This is a genomic window from Nocardia sp. NPDC003726 (genome assembly GCF_053586955.1).
Genome location: NZ_JBSFNF010000034.1, coordinates 1 through 22,698 on the forward strand (window position 1 = coordinate 1; position 22,698 = coordinate 22,698).

Sequence of the window (22,698 nt, forward strand, 5' to 3'; positions counted from 1 at the left end):
CTGTGGGCACTGCTGCGCGACGGCCGCGAATTCAGCTTCGACACGCCGATACCGGTGGCCTCCGCGACTTGACACGGTCATTGAGAGTCCTTTCGGACGATCTACCCGGTCAACGTCCCGCGCCCGGCTTTTTCTCCCCGCCGCACCTGATAGGTCGCTGTGAGCGTCGCCGCCTTCAGCCGCCCGGCCGCACGAGCCCGGTCTCGTACGCCAGCACCACCGCCTGAACGCGATCGCGCAGGCCGAGTTTGGTGAGCACGCGGCCCACGTGCGTCTTGACCGTGGCCTCCGAAAGGTACAACTGCTCGGCGATCTCCGCGTTGGACCGTCCGGCCGCGATCTGCTCGAGCACTTCACGCTCACGGGCGGTGAGCACGTCGAGCACGCCCGGATCGCGGGTGCGCGCCGGGTCCTCCGCGATGAGCCGGTCCAGCAGGCGTTTGGTGACCTTCGGCGACACCACGGCGTCACCGGCGGCGACGCTGCGGATGGCCGAGACGAGATCTTCCGGCGGGGTGTCCTTCAACAGGAATCCGCTCGCCCCCGCCCGCAGCGCGCCGAGCGCGTGCTCGTCGAGATCGAAGGTCGTCATGACGAGCACCCGGCTGCCGTGCCCGGCCTCCACGATGCGGGTGGTGGCGACGACCCCGTCCACCACCGGCATCCGAACGTCCATCAACACCACGTCGGGTCGCAGTTCCGCCGCCGTGGTGACCGCGGCGGCGCCGTTGGCCGCCTCGCCGATCACTTCGATGTCGGGGTGCGCGCCGAGCACCATCTTCAATCCCATCCGCATGAGTTCCTGGTCATCGACGACGAGCACGGTGATCGGCACGTTCCCCAATGTAACGTGGCCGCGCCGGCGCGCCGGGCGGGGCGTCTGCGCGGCGGTCTCGCGCATTCGGTCGATGTGATCCCGAAAAGGTTTTGCTACAACGAATTTCGTGTCACTCGCAGCTGACGACCGGCTCAGTCCGCCGGGTCGGACCGCAGCGGGATCCTGGCGTGCACCCGCCACGCTCCGTCGGCGTCACGGCCGGCGTCCAGGCTGCCGCCGAGCACCGCGACGCGTTCGCGCATCCCGACCAGACCGAGCCCGCTGCCCTGGATGCGCGCGCCCGGCTCGAGCGGCGGGACACCACCGGTGTCGGTGACGTCGATCAGCACGTCGGCATCGGTGCGGCGCACCCGCACCCACGCCTTCGGGTGCGGCCCGGCATGCCGCAGCGTGTTGGTCAGCGATTCCTGCACGATGCGGTGCACGCCGAGACTGACCTCCGGCGCGATGTCGTCGAGCTCGCCGGTCAATTCCAGCTCGACGGCCAGACCGGTGCCGCGCATCATCTCCACGACCTTGGCGATGCCCGCGGTGCCGTGCTGGGGCAACTGGTCGGGCGCGTGCTCGGTGCGCAGCAGGGCCACGGTCCGGCGCAGTTCGCGCAGCGCCTCCCGGCCGGTGCTCGCGATGGTGGTGAGCGCCTGCTCGGCCGCGTCCGGGTCGCGGCGCAGCGCGTACTTGGCCCCGTCGGCCTGCACGATGATCACGCTCACCGCGTGGGCCACCACATCGTGCAGTTCCCGCGCGATGCGGGTGCGTTCGGCCGCGACCGCGTCGTGCGCGCGACGCTCCTTGTCGTAATCGGCGACCGCGAGCCGGGCCGCCACCTCGGCGTCGTAGGCGTGCCGCGCGCCGATGAACTCCGCGAGCGTCCAGCACAAGGCGTAGAACATGGCGGTGAACACGCTGTCGGACCCGGCGGGCTTGCCGATCGCGACGATCGAGAGCACGAGATCCACCACCAGGCCGAGCGCGTACCACAGGCCGTCCCGCCTGCCGACGTAGGCGACCAGCGTGTACAGCATGATGCCGTGCGCCAGCTGCCCGATGTGGTCGGCGTCGTCCTGGAAGACGAAGCCCACCAGCGTCTGCGTCAGCGACAACGCCAAGGTGGCCGCAGCCATGGCCCGGGGGTACACCCGCCGCAGCGCCAGCGGTAGCGGCAGCAGCACACCGACGGCCAGATAGGCGAGCTTGTTGTGCGCGTTGCCCACACCGATGATCTCCAGCACCACGAAGATCGCCGCCAGCACCGAATCGGCCACGACGGGCTTGCCCCGGAGCCACAGACTGAAACGACGCACGGGGATCAGGGTAGGTGCGCCCGGTGGACGGGTGACTCTCCCCGTGGGCACCCGGCGCGGTCCGGACCCGGGATCTGGTTGTCTGGCCGGGTGCAGATCGGAGACTGGGCGGTTTTGTTGACGGCGGCGACGGCCGCGGGCTGGGTGGACGCGGTGGTGGGCGGCGGCGGGCTGATCGTGCTGCCGACCCTGTTCGTGGTCGCCCCCGGTATCGCGCCCCAGACCGCGCTGGGGACCAACAAGCTCGCCGCGGTCGCCGGGACGAGCGCCTCGGTGCTCACCTTCGCGCGCAAGGTGCCGATGCGCTGGCGGCTCCTGCTGCCCGCGGCGGTCATCGCGGCGGTGGCGGCGGCGCTCGGCGCGGCCGCGGTCTCGCTGATCGACCGGGAGCTGTTCATTCCGATCGTCATGGTGGTGCTGGTCGGCGTCGCGGTGTTCGTCACGCTGCGTCCCTCGATCGGAATCACCCTGGCCACGCAGCCACCGAGTAGACGGAAGGTCGTCCTCACGGTGGCGCTGGCGGCGGGGTTGATCGGCTGCTACGACGGCCTGCTCGGGCCCGGTACCGGAACGTTCCTGATCATCACCTTCGCGACCCTGCTCGGCACCGAGTTCGTGCGGGCAGCCGCCATGGCCAAGGTGATCAACTGCGGCTCCAACCTCGGCGCTCTGGTCTTCTTCGGCGCGACCGGGCACATCCTCTTCGCGCTCGGCGCCGCGATGGCCGTCGCGAACGTCTTGGGCGCCGTGGTCGGCGCGCGCATGGCGCTGCGCAAGGGCGCCGAATTCGTCCGCGTCGTGCTGCTGGTGGTGGTGATCGGGATGGTGCTGCGGCTGGGCTGGCAGCAGTTCGGCTGATCAGCCCACCGGTTGCGCGTGATGGGAGGCCAGCCACGGTTGCAGCACCCGCGAGGTGGTCTCGTGGATCTCGCGTTGCAGGCGCTCGCCGTCCTCCGCACCCGCCACCGGCCGCTGGAACAGGACCGTCAGCGCGCCGGACACGGCGCCGACGACCGCGCCGACCAGAGCGGCGGCCCCGACCTCGTCGAGCTCGGCGGGGAACGCCTTGTGCAACTGCCTGGCGATCTCACGCTGGGTGACCAGCTGGGCGTGCGCGGCGCGACCGCTCACCGCGGGCACGGTCCGCGAGACCTGGGCGCGCAGCGCGCCGATCCTGGCGTGGAGATCGTCGACGAGATGCTCGCCGGGATTGTCCCCGGCCGCGCGCAAGGCGCGCAGCATGACCTCCACCGGCCGTTCGCCAGGACGCCTGCTGGCGATCGCCGCCACCGCGGCGCGCACCCGCTCGTCGGATTCCGGGAAGAGCAGCTCTTCCTTGCTGGCGAAGTAGTTGAAGAACGTGCGCGTGCCGACGTCCGCCGCCGCGGCGATGTCGGCCACCGTGGTCTCCTCGTAGCCGTTCGTCTCGAACAGCTCGGCTGCGGCTTCCAGGATGGCTCGGCGGGTACGTTCGCGTTTACGGTCACGGAGGGCGGATGGCGGCACGCGGGCACAGTACGGCATCCGGCGAGCAACACGCGGTAAGGCCGAGTGTCGCGCGCGCCGTTCCCGAGGCGCGACTACGCATTCCGGGCAAATCTGCATGCGATGCGCTTTCGCACGGCGTGTACTCACCGCGCACACGCGGCGGGACCGACTAGGTTGGGGCCGGTGAGCATCGCGACTTCCAGAGACGTGGACGCCGAGTTCCTCGACCTGCCGCTGGCCGCGCTCGCCGACGCCGCATTGGCCTCGGCCACCGCGGCCGGCGCCGAGCACGCCGACCTGCGGGTGCACCGCCTGGTGACGCAATCGATCCGGTTGCGCGACGGGCGGGTCGAGGCCGTCACCGACAGCACCGAACTCGGTTTCGCCGTCCGGGTGATCGTGGACGGCACGTGGGGTTTCGCCTCGCACGCCGCGCTCACTCCCGATACCGCCGCCGAAGTGGCGCGCACCGCCGTCACCGTCGCGACCACGCTGCGGGCGCTCAACCGCGAACGCGTCGAACTGGCCGACGAGCCGCGTTACGCCGGCGCGCGCTGGGTGTCGGCCTACGACATCGACCCGTTCGCCGTGCCGACCGGCGAGAAAGTCGCGCTGCTGCAGGACTACTCGGAGCGCCTGTCGCACGCCGACGGGGTGGATCACGTCACCGCGAACATGTTGCAGGTCAAGGAGCAGACCTTCTACGCCGACACCGCGGGGTCGGCGATCACCCAGCAACGGGTGCGGCTGCACCCGAGCCTGGAGGCGATCACGGTGGACGCTTCCGCCGGGGTGTTCGAGTCCATGCGCACGCTGGCCGCACCGGTCGGCCGCGGCTGGGAGTACGTCACCGGAGCCGACGGGGTGTGGGACTGGGACGGCGAGCTCGCCCGGATTCCGGAGTGGCTGGCCGAGAAGGTGAAAGCGCCCAGCGTGCAGGCCGGGCCGACCGACCTCGTCATCGATCCGACGAACCTGTGGCTGACCATCCACGAATCGATCGGCCACGCCACCGAGTACGACCGGGCCATCGGCTACGAATCCGCCTACGCGGGCACCTCTTTCGCCACGCCGGATCAGCTCGGGTCGCTGCGCTACGGCACGCCGATCATGCACGTGACCGGCGACCGCACCCAGGAGCACGGGTTGGCCACGGTCGGCTACGACGACGAGGGCGTGGCCGGGCAGCGCTGGGATCTGGTCCGCGACGGCGTCCTGGTCGGCTATCAACTGGACCGGGTGTTCGCGCCGCGCCTGGGCCTGCAGCGGTCCAACGGCTGCTCCTACGCCGACTCGGCGCATCACGTGCCGATCCAGCGGATGGCCAACGTGTCGCTGCAACCGGACCCCGACCGCGACACCAGCACCGAGGAGCTCATCTCCCGCGTGGACGACGGTCTCTACATCGTCGGCGACCGGTCGTGGTCGATCGACATGCAGCGCTACAACTTCCAGTTCACCGGCCAGCGATTCTTCCGCATCCGCGGCGGCAAGCTCGACGGCCAGGTGCGCGACGTCGCCTACCAGGCCACCACCACCGATTTCTGGGGCGCGATGGAAGCGGTCGGCGGCCCGTCGACCTGGCAGCTCGGCGGCGCGTTCAACTGCGGGAAAGCGCAGCCGGGCCAGGTCGCCGCGGTCAGCCACGGCTGCCCGTCGATCCTGGTGCGCGGCGTCAACATTCTCAACACCCGGACGGAGGCAGGCCAGTGAGCGGCGATCTGTTCCCCGCCGGGGCCACCGTGGAGCGCGCGCTGGCGCTGTCCCGCGCCGACGAGGCGATGGTGATAGTCCGCGACGAGCACGAGGCCTCGCTGCGCTGGGCGGGCAATTCCATGACCACCAACGGGTCGTCGGTGTCCCGCAACTGGGCGGTGATCTCGGTGTTCCGCGACGGCCCCACCCTGGCCCGCGTCGGCACCATCGCCTCGACCAGCGTCGACCCCGACGACATCGAGGCCGTCGTGCGCGCCAGCGAGGAGGCCGCGCGCGGCGCCGAACCCGCGCGGGACGCGATGCCGCTGCTGGAGCCCGACGCCGTCGACGACGACTGGAGCGCCCCCGCGGATGGCACCGGCATCGAGGTGTTCACCGACCTGGCCGAAGGCTTGTCCGCCGGATTCGACAGCGCCGACCGCCTCTACGGCTTCGCCCACCATCAGATGCACACCACCTGGCTCGGCACGTCGACCGGCATCCGGCGCCGCTTCGTGCAACCCACCGGTTCGGTGGAGATCAACGGCAAACGCGGCGAGGGCGCGGATCTGGCCAGCGCGTGGGTCGGGGTGGGTACCGCGGACTTCACCGACGTCGACGTCTCCGGCCTGCTCGCGGACCTGTCGCGCCGCCTCGACTGGGCCGAACGGAAGATCGAGCTGCCCGCGGGCCGTTACGAGACGCTGCTGCCGCCCTCCGCCGTGGCCGATCTGATGATCTACCTGGCCTGGTCGATGGAGGGCAGGGGCGCGCACGAAGGTCATACCGCGTTCGCGCGTGGCGGCGGGACCCGGGTCGGCGAGCGACTGAGCGAAATCCCCCTCACGCTCTACTCGGATCCGCACGCGCCGGGGCTGGAATACCAGCCCTTCGTCGCGACGACCGCGTCGTCGGAATCGATGTCGGTGTTCGACAACGGCCTGACCGCCGAACGCGTCGACTGGCTGCGCGACGGCGTGATCTCCGCGCTGATCTACCCGCGGGCCACCGCCACCGAATTCGGCGCGCCCGCCACGGTTCCCGGCGACAACCTGCTGCTCACCGGCGGTTCGCAGGCCACCATCGACGACATGATCGCGCGTACCGAGCGCGGCTTGCTGTTGACCACCCTGTGGTACATCCGTGAGGTCGATCCGGCGACGCTGCTGCTCACCGGCCTCACCAGGGACGGGGTGTATCTCGTGGAGAACGGCGAGGTCACCGCCGCGGTGAACAACTTCCGGTTCAACGAGAGCCCGCTGGATCTGCTGCGGCGGGTGAGCGAGGCGGGCGCGACCGAGCTCACGCTGCCGCGGGAATGGAAGGACTGGTTCACCCGGACCGCGATGCCGCCCTTGCGGATTCCGGACTTCCACATGTCCTCGGTCAGCCAGGCGACCTGAGCGCGGCCGGGCTCAGGCGGCGGGGCTGATCTCGATGCCGATGGTCCCCGACTTGCCGCGCCGCAGATTGCTGCCGAGGATGACCAGGGGACCGGTGAGCCAGTATTTGCGCCGCAGCAGCTTGCGCACCCGCTCCGTGCCCTCGGCATCGAGGATCCGGCCGGTTCCCTCGATCACCGCACCGTGCGGCTTGCCGGTCGCGCTGCACGGTTGCACGGTGACCGCCGGATTGCGGCGCAGGCGCTTGACCTTCCAGCTGTCGGTCACGGTCCAGACATACAGTTTGCCGTTTTCGGACACCGCCCACACGGCGGTGCCGACGGGCGTCCCGTCCTTGCGGAAGGTGGTCAGCAGCACGTAGTCGGCCTCGGCGACGGCGTCCAGCGAATTCGTCATGCGGGCAGCGTATCCCGCATCCTCGCGCGGCGAGCGACCCGGGAAAGGCGGCCGATTCGCGCGCCGGGCGCCGGATATTCACTCCGGCATCCGGTACTCCCCCGCTTCCAGGCGCGCCAGCACTCCGTCGGTCCAGTTCGACAGATTCTCGAAGACGCCGCTCCACAGCTCCAGCAAGTCGGTCGCGTGCGGCGCTTCGTACCGCCCGGGGAAGTCCGGGATCATGGCCAGCAGGTCGGCCCGCACCTGCGCGCTGCGGCGGCGCTGCTCACGCAATTTCGCGATGACGTGCGCCCGCGGCAGCGCGTCCATGAAGGCGATGGCAGCGCCCAGCTCCTCCATGTCGACGCTGACCAGCGCCTCGTCCATGAGCAGGCGGAATTCGGCCTCCCCCGCCTCGGTCAGCTCGAACAGCGTACGCCCCGGGCCTCGGTCGCTGGCCTCGGTGGCGAACGCGCTCAATTTGCCTTCCCGCGTGAGCTGCTTGAGGGCGTGATAGATCGAGCCGGGCTTGACGTTCGTCCACGTTTCGGCCCGCCAGGACAGCAGTTCCTGGCGCACCGCGTAGCCGTGCACGGGCTGGCGCAGGCGCATCACCCCCAGCACGAGCAGGCGAACCACCGACACCGCGCACTCCTTTCACTCCGGGATCGCATAGTAGTCAAGTTTGACTTCCAGCGGTGACCGGCCCTACGTTGGTATCTAATCAAATTTGACTACCACGGCGATCGGGAGTTTTTCATGGCCGACACGGCGGTGCCGCAACTGTGGACCGGTGACCTGACCGGCACGCTGGACTTCTACCGGACACTGGGCTACACGGTCACCCACGAACAGACCCGCCCCTACGTCTACGGCGCGGTGGAAGACCACGGCTGCGCCCTGCACTTCGTGCCCGCGCCGAAGGACGCAGACATCCCGGCCGAACGTGCCGGTTGCATCGTGCTGGTCGACGACGTCGCGGGCAGGCATCAGGCCTTCACCGCGGCGCTGCGCAGCCGCTACGGAAAGGTGCCCGCGAAGGGACTGCCGCGCATCACCCGGTTCCGGCCGGGGCAGTCCCGCTTCACCGTCATCGATCCGGCGGGCAACCAGGTGATCTACATCCAGCGCGACGAGCCCCCCGAGGTGGAGTACGGCGGGTCGAAAGAGCTGGACGGACTGGCCAGAGTGCTGGACAACGCCCGCATCCTGCGCGATTTCAAGAACGACGACAAGGCCGCGTTCCGCGTGCTCGAGGTCGGCCTCGGCCGGTTCCGCGCCGAGGCGCCCCGGCTCGATGTGGCGCGCGCCCTGGCGGCACTCGCGGAGCTGGCCGTCGCGACCGGCGATCCGGACGGCCCCGGCCGATTCCGGACACGGTTGCGAGCGATGGGGCTGTCCGCCGACGAGCGCGCGTCCATCGCCGACGAGCTGCGCGCCTCCGACGACCTGTCCGCGTGGCTGTCGGAGGCATAGCGGGTCAGGCCGCGGTCAGCACCTGCGGCCCGTCCGGTGTGATCGCGACGGTGTGCTCGGAGTGCGCGGTGCGGGAGCCGTCGGCCGAACGGATGGTCCAGCCGTCGGGATCGGTGACGATGCGGTCGGTCGTGCGCGCGAACCACGGTTCGATCGCGATGGTGAGCCCGGGGCGCAACCGGTAGCCGCGCCCCGGGCGGCCGTCGTTGGGCACATGCGGGTCCTCGTGCATGGTGCGGCCCAGGCCGTGACCGCCGAATTCGGTGTTCACCGGATAGCCGTACGCGCGCGCCACCTCGGCGATGGCGGCGGAGATGTCGCCGATGCGGTTGCCCGGCAGCGCGACCGCGATCGCCGCCGCCAGCGCCTCCTCGGTCGCCCGCACCAGCCGCACGTCCTCCGCCGCGGCCGAGCCGACCACGACCGTGGTCGCCGCGTCCGCGACCCAGCCCTCGACGCCGACCGCGAGGTCCATGCTCAGCACGTCGCCGTCACGCAGCGCGTAGTCGAACGGAAGGCCGTGCAGCACAGCGTCGTTCACCGACAGGCAAACGGTGTTGCGAAACGGTCCGCGCCCGAACGATGGCGCGTAGTCCCAGTAGCAGGACTGGGCGCCGCGCTCGCGGACGCGTTCGCGGACATGGGCTTCCAGGTCGAGCAGGTTCACGCCCACCCGCGCCCGCTCGCGCAACTCGGCGAGCACGTCGGCGACGAAGCGCCCCGCCACTCGCATCCGCTCGATCTCGGCGGGGCTTTTCAACTCGACCATCATTCCTCCAGTGAGCCGGTATTTTAATACCACCCTACTGGCGACGGTATTTTTATACCAAGCCGTCTTGCGGCATCCGACCGCCGTCCGTAGCCTGGGCGCATGGTCCGCCTCCCGTTGACTCCCGCGCAGATCGAAGCGGGCCGCCGCCTCGGCTCCGCCCTGCGCGCGGCCCGGGCGGACCGCGAGCTCACCGACGTCGCCCGCGCCGCGGGCATCTCACCGGAGACGCTGCGCAAGATCGAGACCGGCCGGTTGCCCTCCCCCGCTTTCGGCACCGTGGTAGCACTGGCGCAGACGCTGTCGCTCCCGCTCGAGGTTCTGGCGGACATCTGGCGCTCGGCGGCACTGGCCGAGTCGGCTTAGGCCGGATCGCCCGCTGCCTTCGGAGCGATCGCGATCCCGACGGAAGCGTCCGCGCCGCGCAGCAGCTTGTGCCCGCGAATGGCGAGCTTGCCGATGATGCCGTACTTGTTCGCGACCACATCGCGCACGCGCTGCGTGCCCTCCGCGTCGAGAATGCGCGCGCTGCCCGCCAGCACCTCCTGCCCCGTCGGCCGTCCGCGCCCGTCGCAGATCTGCAGCGCGACGTCCGGATTGCGGCGAATCCGCTTGACCTTGCCTGCCCCCGCATTGGTCCACACGACGATCCGGTCACCATCGGGAGCCACCCAGACGGGCGTGCCGACCGGCGTCCCGTCCTTCCTGAAGGTCGTCAGCCGCACATACTTGCTCTGACTCATCTCGTTCCACGTCATAGGGAAACGGTAGGCCCGCGCAGCAGCGACGACATCCGATCGCGGAACGGTTCGTCATTACGCCTACGGACGTAGACACAAGAGGCAGTCCATCGGCCCGGACGAGCCGGTGCCACGCCGAGATCGATATCGGCAAGCCCACGATCCGATGAACGGCACCATCGGGATGATGAGCACTCACCGCCAGCCGGTGGCGAATTGCAGGGCCAGGCTGGAGGTCGCGAGAACGACGGAGAGGATGCCGCCGAACAACAGGGGGCGGTGGCCTGCGGCGCGGAGGCCCTGCGGCGTGAGGGTGGCGCCGACGGCGGCCAGGGCGGCGGCGATCAGCCAGGCGCTGAGGTGACCGAGGGCGGCCGTCCACGACGACGGGACCACGCCGGTGGCGGCGAGGACCGACGCGGCCAGGAACAACACCACGAACAGCGGGATGGTGCGCCACAGCGGCGTGCCGCCGGAGTCGTCCCCGGCTGCGAGCCGCAATCCGACGCACAGCGGGATGATCGCCAGGCTGCGGACCACCTTGACGACGACGGCGAACTGCGCGGCGGCGCAGCCGTAGGCCACTGCGGCGGCGAGCACCGAGGACGTGTCGTTGATGGCGGTGCCCGCCCACAGGCCGAATGCCTCATCGGACATGCCGAGCAGGTGGCCGAGCGGCGGATAAGCCAGCACCGCAAGCACATTGAAGACGAAGATGGTGCCCGTAGCGTAGGCAACGCGATCGCGATCGGGTTTGATGACCACGGTGGCGGCGGCGATCGCGGAGGCGCCGCAGATGGTGGTGCCCACGGCGACCAGGATGGCGGACTCCCGGTCCAGGGCCAGCAGTCTGCCGACGACCAGCGCGGCCAGCCCGCCGACGAGCAGGGTGCCGACCAGCACGACCATCGTGCCGCGGCCGACGCCGAGCACCGCGCCGACCGGCAAACCGAGACCGAGCAGGGCGATGGCGGCGCCGAGCAGTCGCTGCTGAGCCGAGGCCAGCCCCGGAGCGAAGCGCTCGGCGCCGGCGCGGCGCGCGACCAGGCCGAACGCCGCGCCACCGGCCAGTGCGAGCACGGGCACGCCGAGGACGGGCCACACCGTGCCCAGGAAAGTCGCGGCGGTGGCGAGCCCGGCCGCCGCCAGCAGGCCCGGACCGTGCGAGCGAAGATGCGTCATTTCGACAACGATCGCGGCAGACCGTCCATCGAGGTAGCCGTCGATCGGACAGCACCTCATAAGCCGCGCTGATGGGGTGCGGCATGCCGCGCCACCCCCACCGCCCATAATCTGCCCATGACGCTGCCGCCGGGAACACCCGATCTGGAGGTGCTCGACCTGCTCGTCTCCGTCGCGGAGCTGGGCAGTCTCGGCGCGGCCGCGCGCAGGCACGGCATCAGCCAGCCCGCCGCGAGCATGCGCATCAGCGCCCTGGAACGACGGCTCCGGCTGCGGCTGCTCGACCGCGGCCCGACCGGATCGGCGCTCACCGACGCGGGGCGCGCGGTCGTCGGGCACGCGCGACCGGTGCTCGAGGCAGCGCGGGCCTTCGGCGCGGGCGTGGCCGCCCTGCACGCCGCTGCGGTGCCGCGGCTGCGGATCGCCGCGTCGAAGACCATCGCCGACCATCGAATGCCTCGGTGGCTGAACGCTTTACGTGAGCAATACCCCGAGGTGGGGATCTCCCTCGAAGTCGACAACACCCGGCGAGTGGAGGAACTGGTCCGCGACGCCCGGGCGGACATCGGTTTCGTCGAGGGGCCGCACCCGCCGCCAGGCTTGGGCAGCCGGGTGCTCGGCACGGACGAACTCGTCGTCGTGGTGGCGCCGGGCCATCCGTGGGCCCGCCGCCGACGACCGGTCACGTTGCGCGAGCTCGCCACCACTCCCCTACTGTGGCGCGAGCCCGGGTCCGGCACCCGCGACACCGTCTGGGAAATACTGGGGGCGGAGTGTCAGCCCGCCCGCCCCGCGGCGGAACTGGGCTCGGCGGCGGCCATCGTCGCGTCGGCCCGGGCCGGGGCCGCACCCGCGGTGCTGAGCCGGTTGATCGCGGAAGCCGATCTGCACAGTGGCGCCCTGGTGGCGGTGAAGACCGCGGATTCCGTCGTCCTCACCCGCAAGTTCCGCGCCATCTGGCGTCGTCGATCGCCCCCGGGCGGACCGGCGGAACTGCTGGCGCGGTGTGCGGCGGACGGTGCGAGTGACTAGTGTCCCACCGTTCGTTCCTGCGGCGTCTCGGCGCCAGGGCCGGCGACCGCGACTCGTATTCGCGCGGCACCGGGCTCATGCCCGCCGGATGCGCATGTCGCGAGCGAGGACCGGTGCGGTCGCTCCGGCGACCGTCCGCCGGCCATGCCGCAGGTCCGTCCGAGGGGCGGACGATAAGCGGGTTGCACTCCTCGCGTGGTTCCGGCGCAGTGCGCAGGTGGGCGTCGGTTACCTGAGGCAGGTGGCGCGGCGTCGTGAACGGCCGAGAATGTATGCCATGAAGGTGCGGCAGACCGAAGGCACACGCGGCGCGGAGGCGCCCCGCATGCGACCGGACGGGCACCGGAACGCATCGCCCCCGCGCACGGATCTGGTCTGGTACGCGGCGTACGGCTCGAATATGAGCCTGGCCAGGCTGCGCACCTATCTTCGCGGTGGCAGGCCCGACGGCGGAACGCTCACCCTGCCCGGCTGCCGCGACCACGCCGATCCGATCCGCTCGACGCCCCTCCTGCTGCGGGGCGTGCTGTATTTCGCGACCGAATCGCTGACCTGGAGCGGCGGCCGCGCGTTCTACGACCCCGGCTGCCCCGGCGAGATCGCTGTGCACGCCCACCTGCTCACCGCCGCGCAGTTCTCCGACATCGTGGCGCAAGAGATGTACCGCGCGCCGGGAACGGAGGTTGACCTCGGCGCGGCGATCGCGCACGGGACGGCGACTCTCGGCCCCGGACGCTACGAAACAGTGGTGTGCGCCGGCGCGCACGCCGGGCACCCGGTGCTCACCTTCACCGCCCCCTGGCGGTATCGCGACGTCCGTGGCAATCCACCCGCCGCCGCGTACCTGCGGTATCTGGCGGCGGGTCTGCGCGCGGCTCACGGCTGGTCGGCCCGGACCACCGCGGAGTATCTCGCCACGCGCCCCGGCGCCGACCGGCACTGGACCCCGGAGACGGTCCACGCCCTGCTCGGCGAGGGCGAGTCGACGCGCCTATGACGAGACCGCGGCCGCCCCTGGCCACGCGCCGACCGGGGGTTCGCCCTCGGAATCCCGGTAGCTGCGCGCGACCAGCGCCGCGCGCAGGTACCACACCCCGGACGCCTGGGCGGGGTCGAAGCCGGTGAGCTGACCGATGCGCTTGAGCCGGTAGTCCACGGTGTTGGTGTGGATGTGCAGCGATCGGGCCGTGCGCTGCCGGTTCAGGTTCGTGCCGATATGGCGTTTGAGCGTCTCGAGCAGTTCGGGGTGCTCGTCGAGTGGATCCAGCAGTGTGCGCAGGGTTTCCAGTCCGGGGCCCGGCCGGGTGAGCTGATACTCCAGCGCGAGGTCGTCGAAGCGGAACAGCCCACGGGTCCAGCGCAGCCGCTGCACCATGTCCAGCAGCTCGTGCGCGCGGTCGGCGGCCGTCGGGACCTCCACCGGGGTCGCGGCGATCACCGTCGCGACGATCGGCACCTGCGCGGCGCGACCGAGGCTGTCCACCAGTTCGTCCAACGCCTTGTCCTCCGGCGACGCGGACGGCAGCAGGATGGTGCCGCCGTCGACGCTCAGCAGCGACAGCACCGTTTCGCCGCAGCGGGTGGCGAGTTCGGATTGCACCCGGCGCAGCTTCCGGCGCGCGACCACCGCACCGTCGAGATGCGGGTTGCGCTCCTCCGGGTGCGGCGGGATCGCAAGCGCGACAACGGCATAAGAGTCGGCGATCTGGATGCCGCATTCGCGGGCCATGGTGAAGGTCGGGTGCCCGCCGAGCAGGGCCGAGGCGAGGGTGTGCGCGGCCGTGTGGTGCTCGCCGACCACGGCGCGCAACTCGGTCACATAGGCCCGCGAGACGGTCGAGGTGATGGTGTCCAGGATCTCCAGCAGGCGGCGGCTGATCTCCTTGAGACTGTCGAAGTCCGCGGCGGTCGCGTTCGCGACGATGAGGTCGAAGCCGAGTTTGAATCCCTCGTGCACGGCGTGGTGGATGGTGTCGATCGGGATGCCTTCACGCGCCCAGCCCGCCGCCGCGTTGCGCAGCAGGAGGGTCTTCTCGGGAATGTCGGTGCCGTCGAGCATGCTGACGGCCAGTTCCAGACACAGGCGGGTGATGTTGGTGATGTCGCCGTTGAGCGCCTCACCGGGGAGCGTCCGGCAGTGCGCGACGGTCTCGATGAAATGGCCGACCATCTTGCGCGACAGATTCCGCACGTCCCGTAGTGAAGAACTGGCCGGGCGGCCCGACAGGGTCAGATCCGGGCCTGCCGAATCGGTGATGGACATGTGACTCCTTCCCTCCCCGATCGCGGAAAGTACTCCACGGTAACTTGACCGGGTCGGCCTGCCGAGGTTCGAGCCCCCGGTTGGGGACACCACCCGAACCACGCCGGGCGCGTCTGTGAAGCCTCACAAGTCGTAATCGCGCGGTCGAAATCTTTCGATCCCCGTCGTAACGTCGGTGGCGCCAGGGTCGCCGCGCGGAGGGAGGGCCATGAACATCGGCCCGCACGAAGAAGATCGGGACAGCACCGAAGTGTCCGTGAGATTCCATCGTGGCGCCCATCGCGGCGGTCCCGACGCGTTGCTCAGAATGGGTTTGGAACTGGCCCTCGTCTTGGTCGACGCGGCCGAGGCGGCGGGAAGTCTCGCCCTGGGCCGGTTCGAGCACGCGGCGACCCGATGCGCCGAGGCGGGCATCCCGATCGAAGCGGTGCACGCCGTCCTGCGCGACAGTGTCGACGCGGGCCTCGCCGTACCCGCGACGGATGCCCCCGGCCTGCGCACCGCGCGCGATCGGGTCGAGCCCGGCGTGCTCAGCGAATTCCTGGAGGCATTGAACTCGGTGGTCGCGCGCAGCTACGCCAGCTGATCCCGACCGGATCGATGGCGGCTCACAGGGCGGCGACCAGCGCGGCGCTGTCCACCGCGCATCCGTGCCCGATGGTGATGCCGGAGCCGCCGTGGCCGTAGTTGTGGACGACGGGTGTGCCGGGCAGCACCGCCGTGTCCAGTTCCACGCGCACTTCGCGGCGACCCGGGCGCAGGCCGACCACGGTGTCCAAGACCTCGCTGCCCGCGAGGCCGGGAACCAGATCGCGGCAGCGCCGCAGAATCGATCGGGTGAGCTCGGGGTCGGGCGTGGTGTCCCATGCGCCGCTGTCCAGCGAACCGCCCAGAACACAGTCGTTCGCGCGCGGATGGACGTAGGCGCGGCCGAGCGGATGCGCCTCGTCGCGAACCGACACCGACAGTCCGGGATTTCTCACCCGGACGATCTGGCCGCGGATCGGATACACCTGCGGATCGCCGACCAGTTCGGCGGCGCGCAGACCGGCGCAATTGACCACCACATCCGGCGACAGGTCCGCGAGATCGTCGAGCCGTCGCACCGTGCGCAGCACACGGCGCGCGCCCGCCGCGTCCACTCGCGCGCTCAGGTACGGCAGGTAGGCGGGCATCTCCACCAAGGGGACCTCGAAGCGGAAGCCGAATCCGTAACCGGGAGGCAGCTCCGCCGGGTCGGCCTGCCGGAACGCGCGCACCGACCGCGACCACGCCGGAATCGATGGCTGCTCGCGATACAACGCCATGGACGCGCACATCCGCACCCCGGGCGCACCGGCGGCAGCCAGCCCCGCCAAGTGCTCGAAGGTCGTCTCACTCCAGGCCAGGACACGATCGGCCGGGCCCGCGGCGGTCGGAAACCACACCGCGGCGGCGAGGAAGGACGTCGTCGCCGTGATCGGCTCGGCGCTGACCACGACGACCTCGTGCCGGGCCCGCAGCAGTTCGGCCGCGGTGGACAGACCGGAGATGCCCGAGCCGAGGACGACGATCCGCATGGGGCGACATTATCGAGCGGCGCCCGCCGCCGCCGTTCCCGCAGCACCGCCCCTGGGAGGCGCGGATCAGTCGGCATCCTCGAGCGACGTGACACCGGTGGTCACGGCCACCAGCGGCCACTGCGGCCCGGCGCAGGCCGCGGCCACGGTGCTGCCCTCCGCGAAGCCGCCGCGGGTCTCCCCGGTCCCGGCCACGTCCACCCGGGGACCGGCCTCCTCGGCCGAGCCGACCAGCACGCAGTTCCAGGTCTCCGCCGGCGGCCTGCTACCCACCGCGATAGCGCCGTCGTCCCTGGTGTCCGCCGTCAACGTCGGTTCCGCGGCGGCCACCCCCGCCCCGGCGGCGGCGATCAGCGCGGCGAAACCCCCGGTCACGGTGAAATGAGCGGCGATCCGAAACATGTGACAACTCCTTCTCGCGCAGCCCCCTTGTCGTTCGCGTTGCCGTCCTCCGGCCGCTCAAACCGAGCCGACCACGGCCGGCTACCGATGGGCGACCCCTGGCGGTGACTAGCCCGCCCGCCCCTGGGTATTGCGAGAGCATGGACGATGGGCGGCTGACCATCGGAGTGGAAGAGGAATTCCTGCTGGTCGATCCGCGTACCGGCGAACCGCTGGCACGCAATGTCGAGGTGGCCCGCACCGCCGGGGACCTCGGCATCGACCTGCAACTCGAGCTCACCCGCTGTCAGGTGGAGACGAGCACCGCGGTCCACACCGATATCGGCGCACTGCACCGGCAGCTGCGCGAACTGCGCCGCGGCATCGCCGCCTGCGCCGAGCGCAACGACGCCCGTCTGCTCGCGGTCGGCATCCCGCCCACCATCCCGCACGATTTCCCGGTCACCGAGACCCCGCGCTACCAGCGCATCGAGGAGAACTTCGGCATGCTCGCGCACGAGCAGGGGCTGTCCGGCTGTCACGTGCACATCGGCATCCCCGACGTCGAAACCGCGATCCAGGTCAGCAACCACCTGCGGCCGTGGCTGCCGCACCTGCTCGCGATGACCGCGAACTCGGCCATCTACCGTGGCACCGAGACCGGCTTCGCCAGCTGGCGCAGCATCCTGTGGCGCCGCTGGCCCAGCGCAGGGCCACCGCCCTACTTCGAGTCCGCGCGTCACTACGAGGCCATGGTCGCGATGATGCTCAACAGCGGCAGCATCCTCGACAAGCAGATGGTCTATTGGGACGTCCGTCCCTCCGTTACGTTCCCGACCGTCGAGATCCGGGTGAGCGATATTCCGGCCACCGTCGAGGAGACCGCGCTGTTGGCCGCGCTGGTGCGCGCCATCGTCGTGATGGCGGAGCGATCGCTCGCGGCGGGCCGGAGCGCGCCGCAGGTGTCCGCCGAGATGTTGCGGGCGGCGTACTGGAAGGCAGCGCGTTCGGGACTGGCCGGCGACGGCGTCGACGCCCGTGACGGCACGGTAGCGCCCGTGCGCGACCTGCTGGACCGGCTGATCGACCACGCCGCGCCCGCGCTGGACGAAGCGGGCGACCGCCGATTCGTCGATGAGGCGTTCGCCCGCCTGCTCGCGCGCGGCAACGGGGCGCACCGGCAGATCGCGGCGCTGCGGGCACGCGGGTCGATCGATGACGTCGTCGAGGAAGTGGCGCGCGCGACCCTCGAAGGCTGCGACCAGCCGGGGAACTCGCCCGCGACGCCGGCGACCGGAGCGCCGCTGAACTGAGCACGCCGGTGGCCGCGCGCCGCGGCGGACGCCATTCAGTCCGGGCGGGGGCGACCGCGCCGAAGGGGATCCCGACCGTGGCGAGCCGGTCCGGAACGCGCACGGTCATAGCTCCCCCGACACGGAAGGCCGGTCACCCGGGATCGCGCGTCCGGTCCGCCCACGATCCGGCCGACCGCATCCGGCGCGGGGCACCACGCCGCGATCCGCTCGGCCACCAGCGCGGCACGCGCACGGCCCTGATGGCCACCCGCGCGAGGCGGCGCATGCCGGACATCTCGCTCGGCGCACCGCGACCGCGCCACGGTTGCGGAGCCGAGTCGTCGATCGCCCGCAAGATCTTCGACTCGAGCGTAGGGGGTGGATTCACCGCGGCGGTGACGCTGAGCGCCGCCAGCGTCTCCCGGATCCGCCGCACGACGGCCGCGAAGGCCGCGGCGGTCCCGGAATCGGCCGCGTCGAGCCGGCTTTCGATGCGTCTGCGCTCGATCTCGGCCACCGCGTCCATCGCGTACGGGTACGCCAGATCGACCAGATCCGCACGACAGGACTTCGTGCCGGTCATCGCCGGTCGCCTCGTCCGACCGGCGGCGCCGGGTGCGGTCGCGCCGCGACCCGGATGCGCGCACGGACCGGGGCCTCCGCGGGCGTACGACCGTGCGTGGATCGACCCGCGTCGCGGTCTCGGCGCACCTGCTCTGTGCCAACCCGCATGCCATGACTTCGCGGCGCTCCACCTCGCGGATTGGATTCTCGCCATATTCGACGCGAAGACGGGTACGCTGCTCGTCCGCCGAAGTCGTTCCGATGGTCCCGGCCCGTCCACTTTCCGATGCGGAGGAGACACCGATGCGCACCGAACTCCGTGACGAGCGCGGCGTCCCGCTCGAGCACGTCACCGTGGCGCTCGGCTGGGATCCGGCCGAGCGTTCGCGCTTGTTCCGGCGGCGCGAGGAGATCGATCTCAACGTCGCGGCGTTGCTGTTCGCGGCGGACCGGCTCGTCGACGTCGTGTACCACGAGCAGCTCAGCTCGACGGACGGCGCCGTCCGCCTGCACGGCGACAGCATGACCGGCGAAGGCGCGGGTGACGACGAGATCATCGCCGTCGACCTGTCGCGCATCGCCGCGCAGGTGACGACCGTGCTGTTCCTCGTCACCTGCTACACCGGCCAGACATTCGACCGGATCGCCAACGCGTACTGCCGGGTGATCGACACTGTCGCCGGCACCGAGCTCGCCCGCCACGAGCTGAACGGCGGCGGCCCGCACACCGGCTTGGTGCTCGGCCGCGTGCGCCGCAGCGACGGCGCCTGGCAGTTCCAGGACCTCGGCGCGGGCTTGCGCGCCGAGCACCCGGTCGAGGCGATCCCGCAGATCGGCCCCTACCTCAACTGACCGCGTAACGAATCCGACTGCATCGCAACGGTTTCGGAGCCGTTGCGGGCTCCGATCCTGCGTCGGCCGTTTCACGCGTCGCACCCGACCCACCCCGCCAGACCAAGGCGGCGTCCGATTGGAATCCGGACGCGCGGGTAGTCGCGGGGCAGGAAGTGTGACATGCCGAAGGAGGTCTCATGACCGAGACGACACAGGTTCGCCCACCCGCGAACTCACGGTCGGTCTCCGAGCTGGTCGAGGACGCCACCACCCAGCTGTCCCGGCTCATCCGCGACGAACTGCAGCTCGCCCGCGTCGAGATGCGGGAGAAGGGCAAGCGATTCGGCCTCGGAGCCGGCTTGGCGGGTGTGGCGGCGCTACTGGCGTTCTACGGCGGCGCGGCGTTGGTCGCCGCGGCGGTGCTCGGGCTCACCGAGGTGCTGCCCGGCTGGGCGTCCGCGCTGATCGTCGCGGGCGCGCTGCTGGTGGTCGCTGCGGTGCTCGGACTGGCCGGGAAGAAGAGCGTGGCGGAGGCGAGTCCGCCGATCCCGCGCGAGGCGGTCGATGGCGTGCGCGAGGACATCGAGGTGATCAAGGACAGGAGGCGGGGATGAGTGACAGCCGACCCCGGGCCGGGCAACCCACCGACGACGTCGCGGCGCTGCGGCGCGACCGCGACCAGGCCAGGGCGGATCTCGGCCGGACGGTCGAAGAGCTCGGCCACAAGCTCGACGTGCCCGCGCGCGGCAAGGAGAAGGCACACGAGGCCGTCGAGGCGACGCAGCACGCGGCGTCCGATGCGGCGCTCGCCGTCGCGGACGAGGCCCAGCAGGCCAGGGCGGGCGCGGCGGACCTCGCCCACCGGGTGGCGGCGGCGACACCCGAGCCGGTGGCCGAACGCGGCAGGCAGGCCGGTGGCGCACTGCGCGCCCACCCGATCCCCGCGGCTGTCGGCGCGGCGGTGCTCGCGGCCGTGGTGTGGCAGATCGTACGGAGGCGGCGATGAAGACGCTCTACAAACCACTCGGCCTGCTGATCAGCGTGCTCGGCGGTCTCGCGGCGAATGCCGTGTTCACCAAGGTGTGGAAGCAGATCACCGGCGAGCGGCAAGCTCCGTCGTCGACCGCGCGGGATCATTCCTGGCGCGAGGTGCTGTTCGCCGCGGCATTGCAGGGCGCCGTCTTCGGTCTGGTGAAGGCCGCGATCGACCGCGCGGGCGCCACGGGCTACAAGTCGCTCACCGGGACCTGGCCGGAATAGCGCCACCGCGCGGAAGCGGCGCCTCGCCGCTGTGGGAGAACACTGCCGCCGTGACTCGACGTTGCTCGGGTCACGGCGGTTGCTCTGTGTGTCCGAGCACAGCCGGTTCGTGATGACGCACACCTCCCCCAGCGATCGTCCGGCTCCGAGAGACCGCCGCGATCGCTGTTCCCCGCCCAGCGCGCGGTTCTCGTCCGGCCACGCGATACCGCCTGGTCCGCGGCGGTGTCCGGCGCTCGGTGTGATTACCCGCGGCCGTGATGGGGTAAGTTGGCCGCGGAATGCTCGCTCTCTGCGCCACTACCAGTGCGCACGAGACGCGAACCGGAGCGGAGGTCGACGTGGCGTACTGCCGTGGACGCGTCGCCGGCACGGGAGGTGGATTGTGAGTTCCGAAAGCGCGCCCCGAGCGCTGGAGGTCGAGGTGCGGTCGGCGCAGGACGCGGTGGTCGTCAGCGTGCACGGCGAGATAGACATGGCGTCCGCGCCCCGGTTGCAATCGGCCCTCGACGAGGCGCTGCGCGACGCGCCCGGCGCGGTCGTGGTGGACATGACGAAGGTCGGTTTCCTCGGCTCCGCCGGGCTGAGCGTGCTGCTGGCGGCCTCGGAGGCCACCGGCTCCGGTGGCTTGCGGGTCGTCCCCAGCGACGCCGCGCGCAGGCCCATCGAGGTGACCGCGCTGGATCGGTTGCTCACGGTGTTCGACTCTGTCGAGGCCGCGCTCGCGGTGAACGAGACGCAGGCGCCGAACTGAGCTCTCCCGGCGCCGCATCGGCGCCGCTCGGCCCCCGCCGCGGTTTCGAGCCCGCGTCCCCGGGTATGTGACCGGTCGTCGGCACCGTGTCGACCTGTGCGCACCGGGAGGAGGCCGTATGGCAGAAAACCGCGAACACCGATTGGTGGGCGTGCCCGCGGTGGCGGCGCTGGCGGATCTCGGATTCGCCTCGGTCGCCTCGGGCGTCATCGCGCGTCGCAGGCCGGTGCTGGGCCTGCTGGAGCGCACCGGAGCCGATTCCAGAGCGATCGAGCGGGTGCGGCAACTGCGGCGGGAGTTCGGCGCGGGCCCGGTCGAGCTCGTCGTGCCGGGGCGCAGGATCGTGGTCGTTCTCGATCCGCAGGACGTAGGACGGGTGCTGGCCGACGCGCCGACGCCGTTCAGCCCGGCCAATCGGGAGAAGCGCGCCGCGCTGCGCCAGTTCCAGCCGCACGGCGTGCTGCTCTCGGAGGGACCGATCCGCGATCAGCGCCGCGCGGTGAACGAGGCGGCGCTGGATTCGGCCGAACCGCTGCATCGCCTGGCCGGGCCGTTCGCGGAGGCGATCGCGGAGGAGGCGCGCGAGATCATCCTGTCGGCCCTGCACCGCGGCCACCTGGACGCGCGGCAGTTCACCACGCGCTGGTGGCGGCTGGTGCGGCGGATCGTGCTCGGCGAGCGCGGTCGCGACGACACCGTGCTCACCGACGAACTGTCCCGGCTGCGCTCGGCGGGCAACTGGTCGTTCCTGGCCCCCGCGCACCGTAGGCAGCGCGACCAGTTCACCAATCGGCTGTATCGCCACGTGGAGTCCGCTCCGGCGGACAGTCTCGCCGGGGCGTTGGCCGCGGTGCCCGCGGGCGGGGCCATCGATCCGGTCGGGCAGATACCGCACTGGTTGTTCGCCTTCGACGCGGCGGGCATCGCGCTGAGCCGGGCGCTGGCCGTGCTGAGCACGCACCCCGAGCATCACGCCCGCGCGCTGGCCGACGCCGCCGATCCGGACCGGGTGGACCTGCGCGCTTATCTGCGCGCCTGCGTGCTCGAGTCGGTCCGCCTGTGGCCGACCACCCCCATGCTGCTGCGCGACATCACCGCCGACACCGAGTGGCGCGACGGCGAGGAGCGCTTCACCATCGCGGCGGGCGCCGCGCTGATGATCGCGGTCCCGGCGTTCCACCGGGACGCCGATCTGCTGCCGTTCGCCGACCAGTTCGTCCCGGAGATCTGGCTCGACGGCCGCGCGGAGCGATACCCCCAGCTCGTGCCGTTCAGCGCGGGCCCAGCCGACTGCCCCGGGCGCAACCTGGTGCTGTTCGTCACCAGCACCTTGCTCGCGCACCTGCTGACCTCGGCCGACTTCCGGCTGCGGTCGACGCCGCGCCCCAACCCGGACGCTCCCCTGCCGGTGACGTTGAACAATTTCGGGCTCGACTTCACCGTCGAGCCGTGCATGACGCAGGCGGGTTAGGCGTCGTCATCG

At 71.1% G+C, this 22,698-nt stretch carries 27 protein-coding genes; 15 read left to right on the forward strand and 12 right to left on the reverse strand.

The genetic code is table 11. The features are described 5' to 3' along the window. Positions 1-175: 175 nt before the first annotated feature. A complete protein-coding gene (locus ACWDMM_RS30325; protein ID WP_067807586.1) occupies positions 176-835 on the reverse strand; it encodes a response regulator in 660 nt (219 codons plus the stop codon). A 134-nt stretch (positions 836-969) separates the two neighbouring features. After that, positions 970-2,142 carry a sensor histidine kinase gene (locus ACWDMM_RS30330; RefSeq protein ID WP_195079987.1) on the reverse strand — a complete coding sequence of 391 codons (1,173 nt, stop codon included), beginning with the start codon at positions 2,140-2,142 and terminating at the stop codon, positions 970-972. Positions 2,143-2,232: 90 nt separating this feature from the next. On the opposite strand from ACWDMM_RS30330, the gene ACWDMM_RS30335 reads away from it, so the two are divergent. Next, complete coding sequence (locus ACWDMM_RS30335) at positions 2,233-3,000, forward strand: TSUP family transporter (RefSeq protein WP_449940729.1); 768 nt, start codon at positions 2,233-2,235, stop codon at positions 2,998-3,000. Here the strand turns inward: ACWDMM_RS30335 and ACWDMM_RS30340 are convergent, their stop codons facing one another. Further along, on the reverse strand, positions 3,001-3,648 hold the full coding sequence (locus tag ACWDMM_RS30340; protein ID WP_323124007.1) for a TetR/AcrR family transcriptional regulator: 648 nt from the start codon (positions 3,646-3,648) through the stop codon (positions 3,001-3,003). 165 nt (positions 3,649-3,813) lie between these two features. On the opposite strand from ACWDMM_RS30340, the gene ACWDMM_RS30345 reads away from it, so the two are divergent. After that, complete coding sequence (locus ACWDMM_RS30345) at positions 3,814-5,343, forward strand: metallopeptidase TldD-related protein (RefSeq protein ID WP_397068524.1); 1,530 nt, start codon at positions 3,814-3,816, stop codon at positions 5,341-5,343. A gap of 68 nt (positions 5,344-5,411) precedes the next feature. Next, positions 5,412-6,728 (forward strand): metallopeptidase TldD-related protein, encoded by a 1,317-nt coding sequence (locus ACWDMM_RS30350; RefSeq protein ID WP_357208883.1) that lies wholly within the window; start codon positions 5,412-5,414, stop codon positions 6,726-6,728. A 12-nt stretch (positions 6,729-6,740) separates the two neighbouring features. Here ACWDMM_RS30350 and ACWDMM_RS30355 read toward each other — a convergent pair whose 3' ends face one another. Together ACWDMM_RS30355 and ACWDMM_RS30360 are read right to left on the reverse strand one after the other, a co-directional pair. Next, the gene (locus ACWDMM_RS30355) at positions 6,741-7,124 is read right to left on the reverse strand and encodes a PPOX class F420-dependent oxidoreductase (RefSeq protein WP_195079990.1); all 384 of its coding nucleotides are present in this window, start codon (positions 7,122-7,124) and stop codon (positions 6,741-6,743) included. A gap of 78 nt (positions 7,125-7,202) precedes the next feature. Continuing rightward, the gene (locus tag ACWDMM_RS30360; protein ID WP_195079991.1) at positions 7,203-7,751 is read right to left on the reverse strand and encodes a PadR family transcriptional regulator; all 549 of its coding nucleotides are present in this window, start codon (positions 7,749-7,751) and stop codon (positions 7,203-7,205) included. Between the two features lie 114 nt (positions 7,752-7,865). Here ACWDMM_RS30360 and ACWDMM_RS30365 point away from each other — a divergent pair, with 114 nt between their 5' ends. After that, positions 7,866-8,582 carry a VOC family protein gene (locus tag ACWDMM_RS30365; protein ID WP_357105882.1) on the forward strand — a complete coding sequence of 239 codons (717 nt, stop codon included), beginning with the start codon at positions 7,866-7,868 and terminating at the stop codon, positions 8,580-8,582. 4 nt (positions 8,583-8,586) lie between these two features. On the opposite strand, the gene map is transcribed toward ACWDMM_RS30365, so the two are convergent. After that, positions 8,587-9,351 carry a type I methionyl aminopeptidase gene (map, locus tag ACWDMM_RS30370; protein ID WP_357105879.1) on the reverse strand — a complete coding sequence of 255 codons (765 nt, stop codon included), beginning with the start codon at positions 9,349-9,351 and terminating at the stop codon, positions 8,587-8,589. 102 nt (positions 9,352-9,453) lie between these two features. Between map and ACWDMM_RS30375 the strand changes: the two genes are divergently transcribed. Next, positions 9,454-9,717 carry a helix-turn-helix transcriptional regulator gene (locus ACWDMM_RS30375; protein ID WP_195079994.1) on the forward strand — a complete coding sequence of 88 codons (264 nt, stop codon included), beginning with the start codon at positions 9,454-9,456 and terminating at the stop codon, positions 9,715-9,717. Here ACWDMM_RS30375 and ACWDMM_RS30380 read toward each other — a convergent pair. Both ACWDMM_RS30380 and ACWDMM_RS30385 read right to left on the reverse strand, forming a co-directional pair. After that, on the reverse strand, positions 9,714-10,109 hold the full coding sequence (locus ACWDMM_RS30380) for a PPOX class F420-dependent oxidoreductase (protein WP_357105874.1): 396 nt from the start codon (positions 10,107-10,109) through the stop codon (positions 9,714-9,716). The two genes, ACWDMM_RS30375 and ACWDMM_RS30380, sit on opposite strands and share 4 nt — an antisense overlap. A gap of 177 nt (positions 10,110-10,286) precedes the next feature. After that, complete coding sequence (locus tag ACWDMM_RS30385) at positions 10,287-11,273, reverse strand: YeiH family protein (RefSeq protein WP_449940735.1); 987 nt, start codon at positions 11,271-11,273, stop codon at positions 10,287-10,289. Between the two features lie 117 nt (positions 11,274-11,390). Between ACWDMM_RS30385 and ACWDMM_RS30390 the strand changes: the two genes are divergently transcribed. Then, entirely contained in the window at positions 11,391-12,305 is a 915-nt protein-coding gene (locus ACWDMM_RS30390) for a LysR substrate-binding domain-containing protein (RefSeq protein ID WP_357105868.1), read from the forward strand. A gap of 277 nt (positions 12,306-12,582) precedes the next feature. Then, a complete protein-coding gene (locus ACWDMM_RS30395; RefSeq protein ID WP_323124006.1) occupies positions 12,583-13,302 on the forward strand; it encodes a histone deacetylase in 720 nt (239 codons plus the stop codon). Here the strand turns inward: ACWDMM_RS30395 and ACWDMM_RS30400 are convergent. After that, a complete protein-coding gene (locus ACWDMM_RS30400) occupies positions 13,297-14,568 on the reverse strand; it encodes a PucR family transcriptional regulator (protein WP_195079998.1) in 1,272 nt (423 codons plus the stop codon). The genes ACWDMM_RS30395 and ACWDMM_RS30400 overlap by 6 nt on opposite strands. A 256-nt stretch (positions 14,569-14,824) precedes the next feature. On the opposite strand from ACWDMM_RS30400, the gene ACWDMM_RS30405 reads away from it, so the two are divergent. Next, the gene (locus ACWDMM_RS30405; RefSeq protein ID WP_195079999.1) at positions 14,825-15,154 is read left to right on the forward strand and encodes a hypothetical protein; all 330 of its coding nucleotides are present in this window, start codon (positions 14,825-14,827) and stop codon (positions 15,152-15,154) included. A gap of 22 nt (positions 15,155-15,176) precedes the next feature. Here ACWDMM_RS30405 and ACWDMM_RS30410 read toward each other — a convergent pair whose 3' ends face one another. After that, entirely contained in the window at positions 15,177-16,127 is a 951-nt protein-coding gene (locus ACWDMM_RS30410) for an FAD-dependent oxidoreductase (RefSeq protein ID WP_195080000.1), read from the reverse strand. A gap of 66 nt (positions 16,128-16,193) precedes the next feature. Then, complete coding sequence (locus ACWDMM_RS30415; protein ID WP_449940741.1) at positions 16,194-16,529, reverse strand: hypothetical protein; 336 nt, start codon at positions 16,527-16,529, stop codon at positions 16,194-16,196. A 140-nt stretch (positions 16,530-16,669) separates the two neighbouring features. On the opposite strand from ACWDMM_RS30415, the gene ACWDMM_RS30420 reads away from it, so the two are divergent. Then, complete coding sequence (locus ACWDMM_RS30420; protein WP_449940743.1) at positions 16,670-17,821, forward strand: carboxylate-amine ligase; 1,152 nt, start codon at positions 16,670-16,672, stop codon at positions 17,819-17,821. A gap of 133 nt (positions 17,822-17,954) precedes the next feature. On the opposite strand, the gene ACWDMM_RS30425 is transcribed toward ACWDMM_RS30420, so the two are convergent. Continuing rightward, the gene (locus ACWDMM_RS30425; protein ID WP_357208832.1) at positions 17,955-18,386 is read right to left on the reverse strand and encodes an RskA family anti-sigma factor; all 432 of its coding nucleotides are present in this window, start codon (positions 18,384-18,386) and stop codon (positions 17,955-17,957) included. Positions 18,387-18,670: 284 nt separating this feature from the next. On the opposite strand from ACWDMM_RS30425, the gene ACWDMM_RS30430 reads away from it, so the two are divergent. The 6 genes from ACWDMM_RS30430 to ACWDMM_RS30455 all read left to right on the forward strand — a co-directional run bounded on the left by ACWDMM_RS30430 (position 18,671) and on the right by ACWDMM_RS30455 (position 22,686). Then, the gene (locus ACWDMM_RS30430; protein ID WP_357208830.1) at positions 18,671-19,219 is read left to right on the forward strand and encodes a TerD family protein; all 549 of its coding nucleotides are present in this window, start codon (positions 18,671-18,673) and stop codon (positions 19,217-19,219) included. Between the two features lie 179 nt (positions 19,220-19,398). After that, positions 19,399-19,815, forward strand: coding sequence for a phage holin family protein (locus ACWDMM_RS30435; protein WP_195080005.1), 417 nt, complete (start codon positions 19,399-19,401; stop codon positions 19,813-19,815). Next, on the forward strand, positions 19,812-20,207 hold the full coding sequence (locus tag ACWDMM_RS30440; RefSeq protein WP_357208828.1) for a DUF3618 domain-containing protein: 396 nt from the start codon (positions 19,812-19,814) through the stop codon (positions 20,205-20,207). Before ACWDMM_RS30435 ends, ACWDMM_RS30440 begins: the two co-directional genes overlap by 4 nt. Then, complete coding sequence (locus ACWDMM_RS30445; RefSeq protein ID WP_357105857.1) at positions 20,204-20,461, forward strand: DUF4235 domain-containing protein; 258 nt, start codon at positions 20,204-20,206, stop codon at positions 20,459-20,461. Before ACWDMM_RS30440 ends, ACWDMM_RS30445 begins: the two co-directional genes overlap by 4 nt. A gap of 385 nt (positions 20,462-20,846) precedes the next feature. Next, the gene (locus ACWDMM_RS30450) at positions 20,847-21,215 is read left to right on the forward strand and encodes an STAS domain-containing protein (RefSeq protein ID WP_323124005.1); all 369 of its coding nucleotides are present in this window, start codon (positions 20,847-20,849) and stop codon (positions 21,213-21,215) included. 118 nt (positions 21,216-21,333) lie between these two features. Continuing rightward, complete coding sequence (locus tag ACWDMM_RS30455; RefSeq protein ID WP_195080008.1) at positions 21,334-22,686, forward strand: cytochrome P450; 1,353 nt, start codon at positions 21,334-21,336, stop codon at positions 22,684-22,686. Positions 22,687-22,698: the final 12 nt, after the last annotated feature.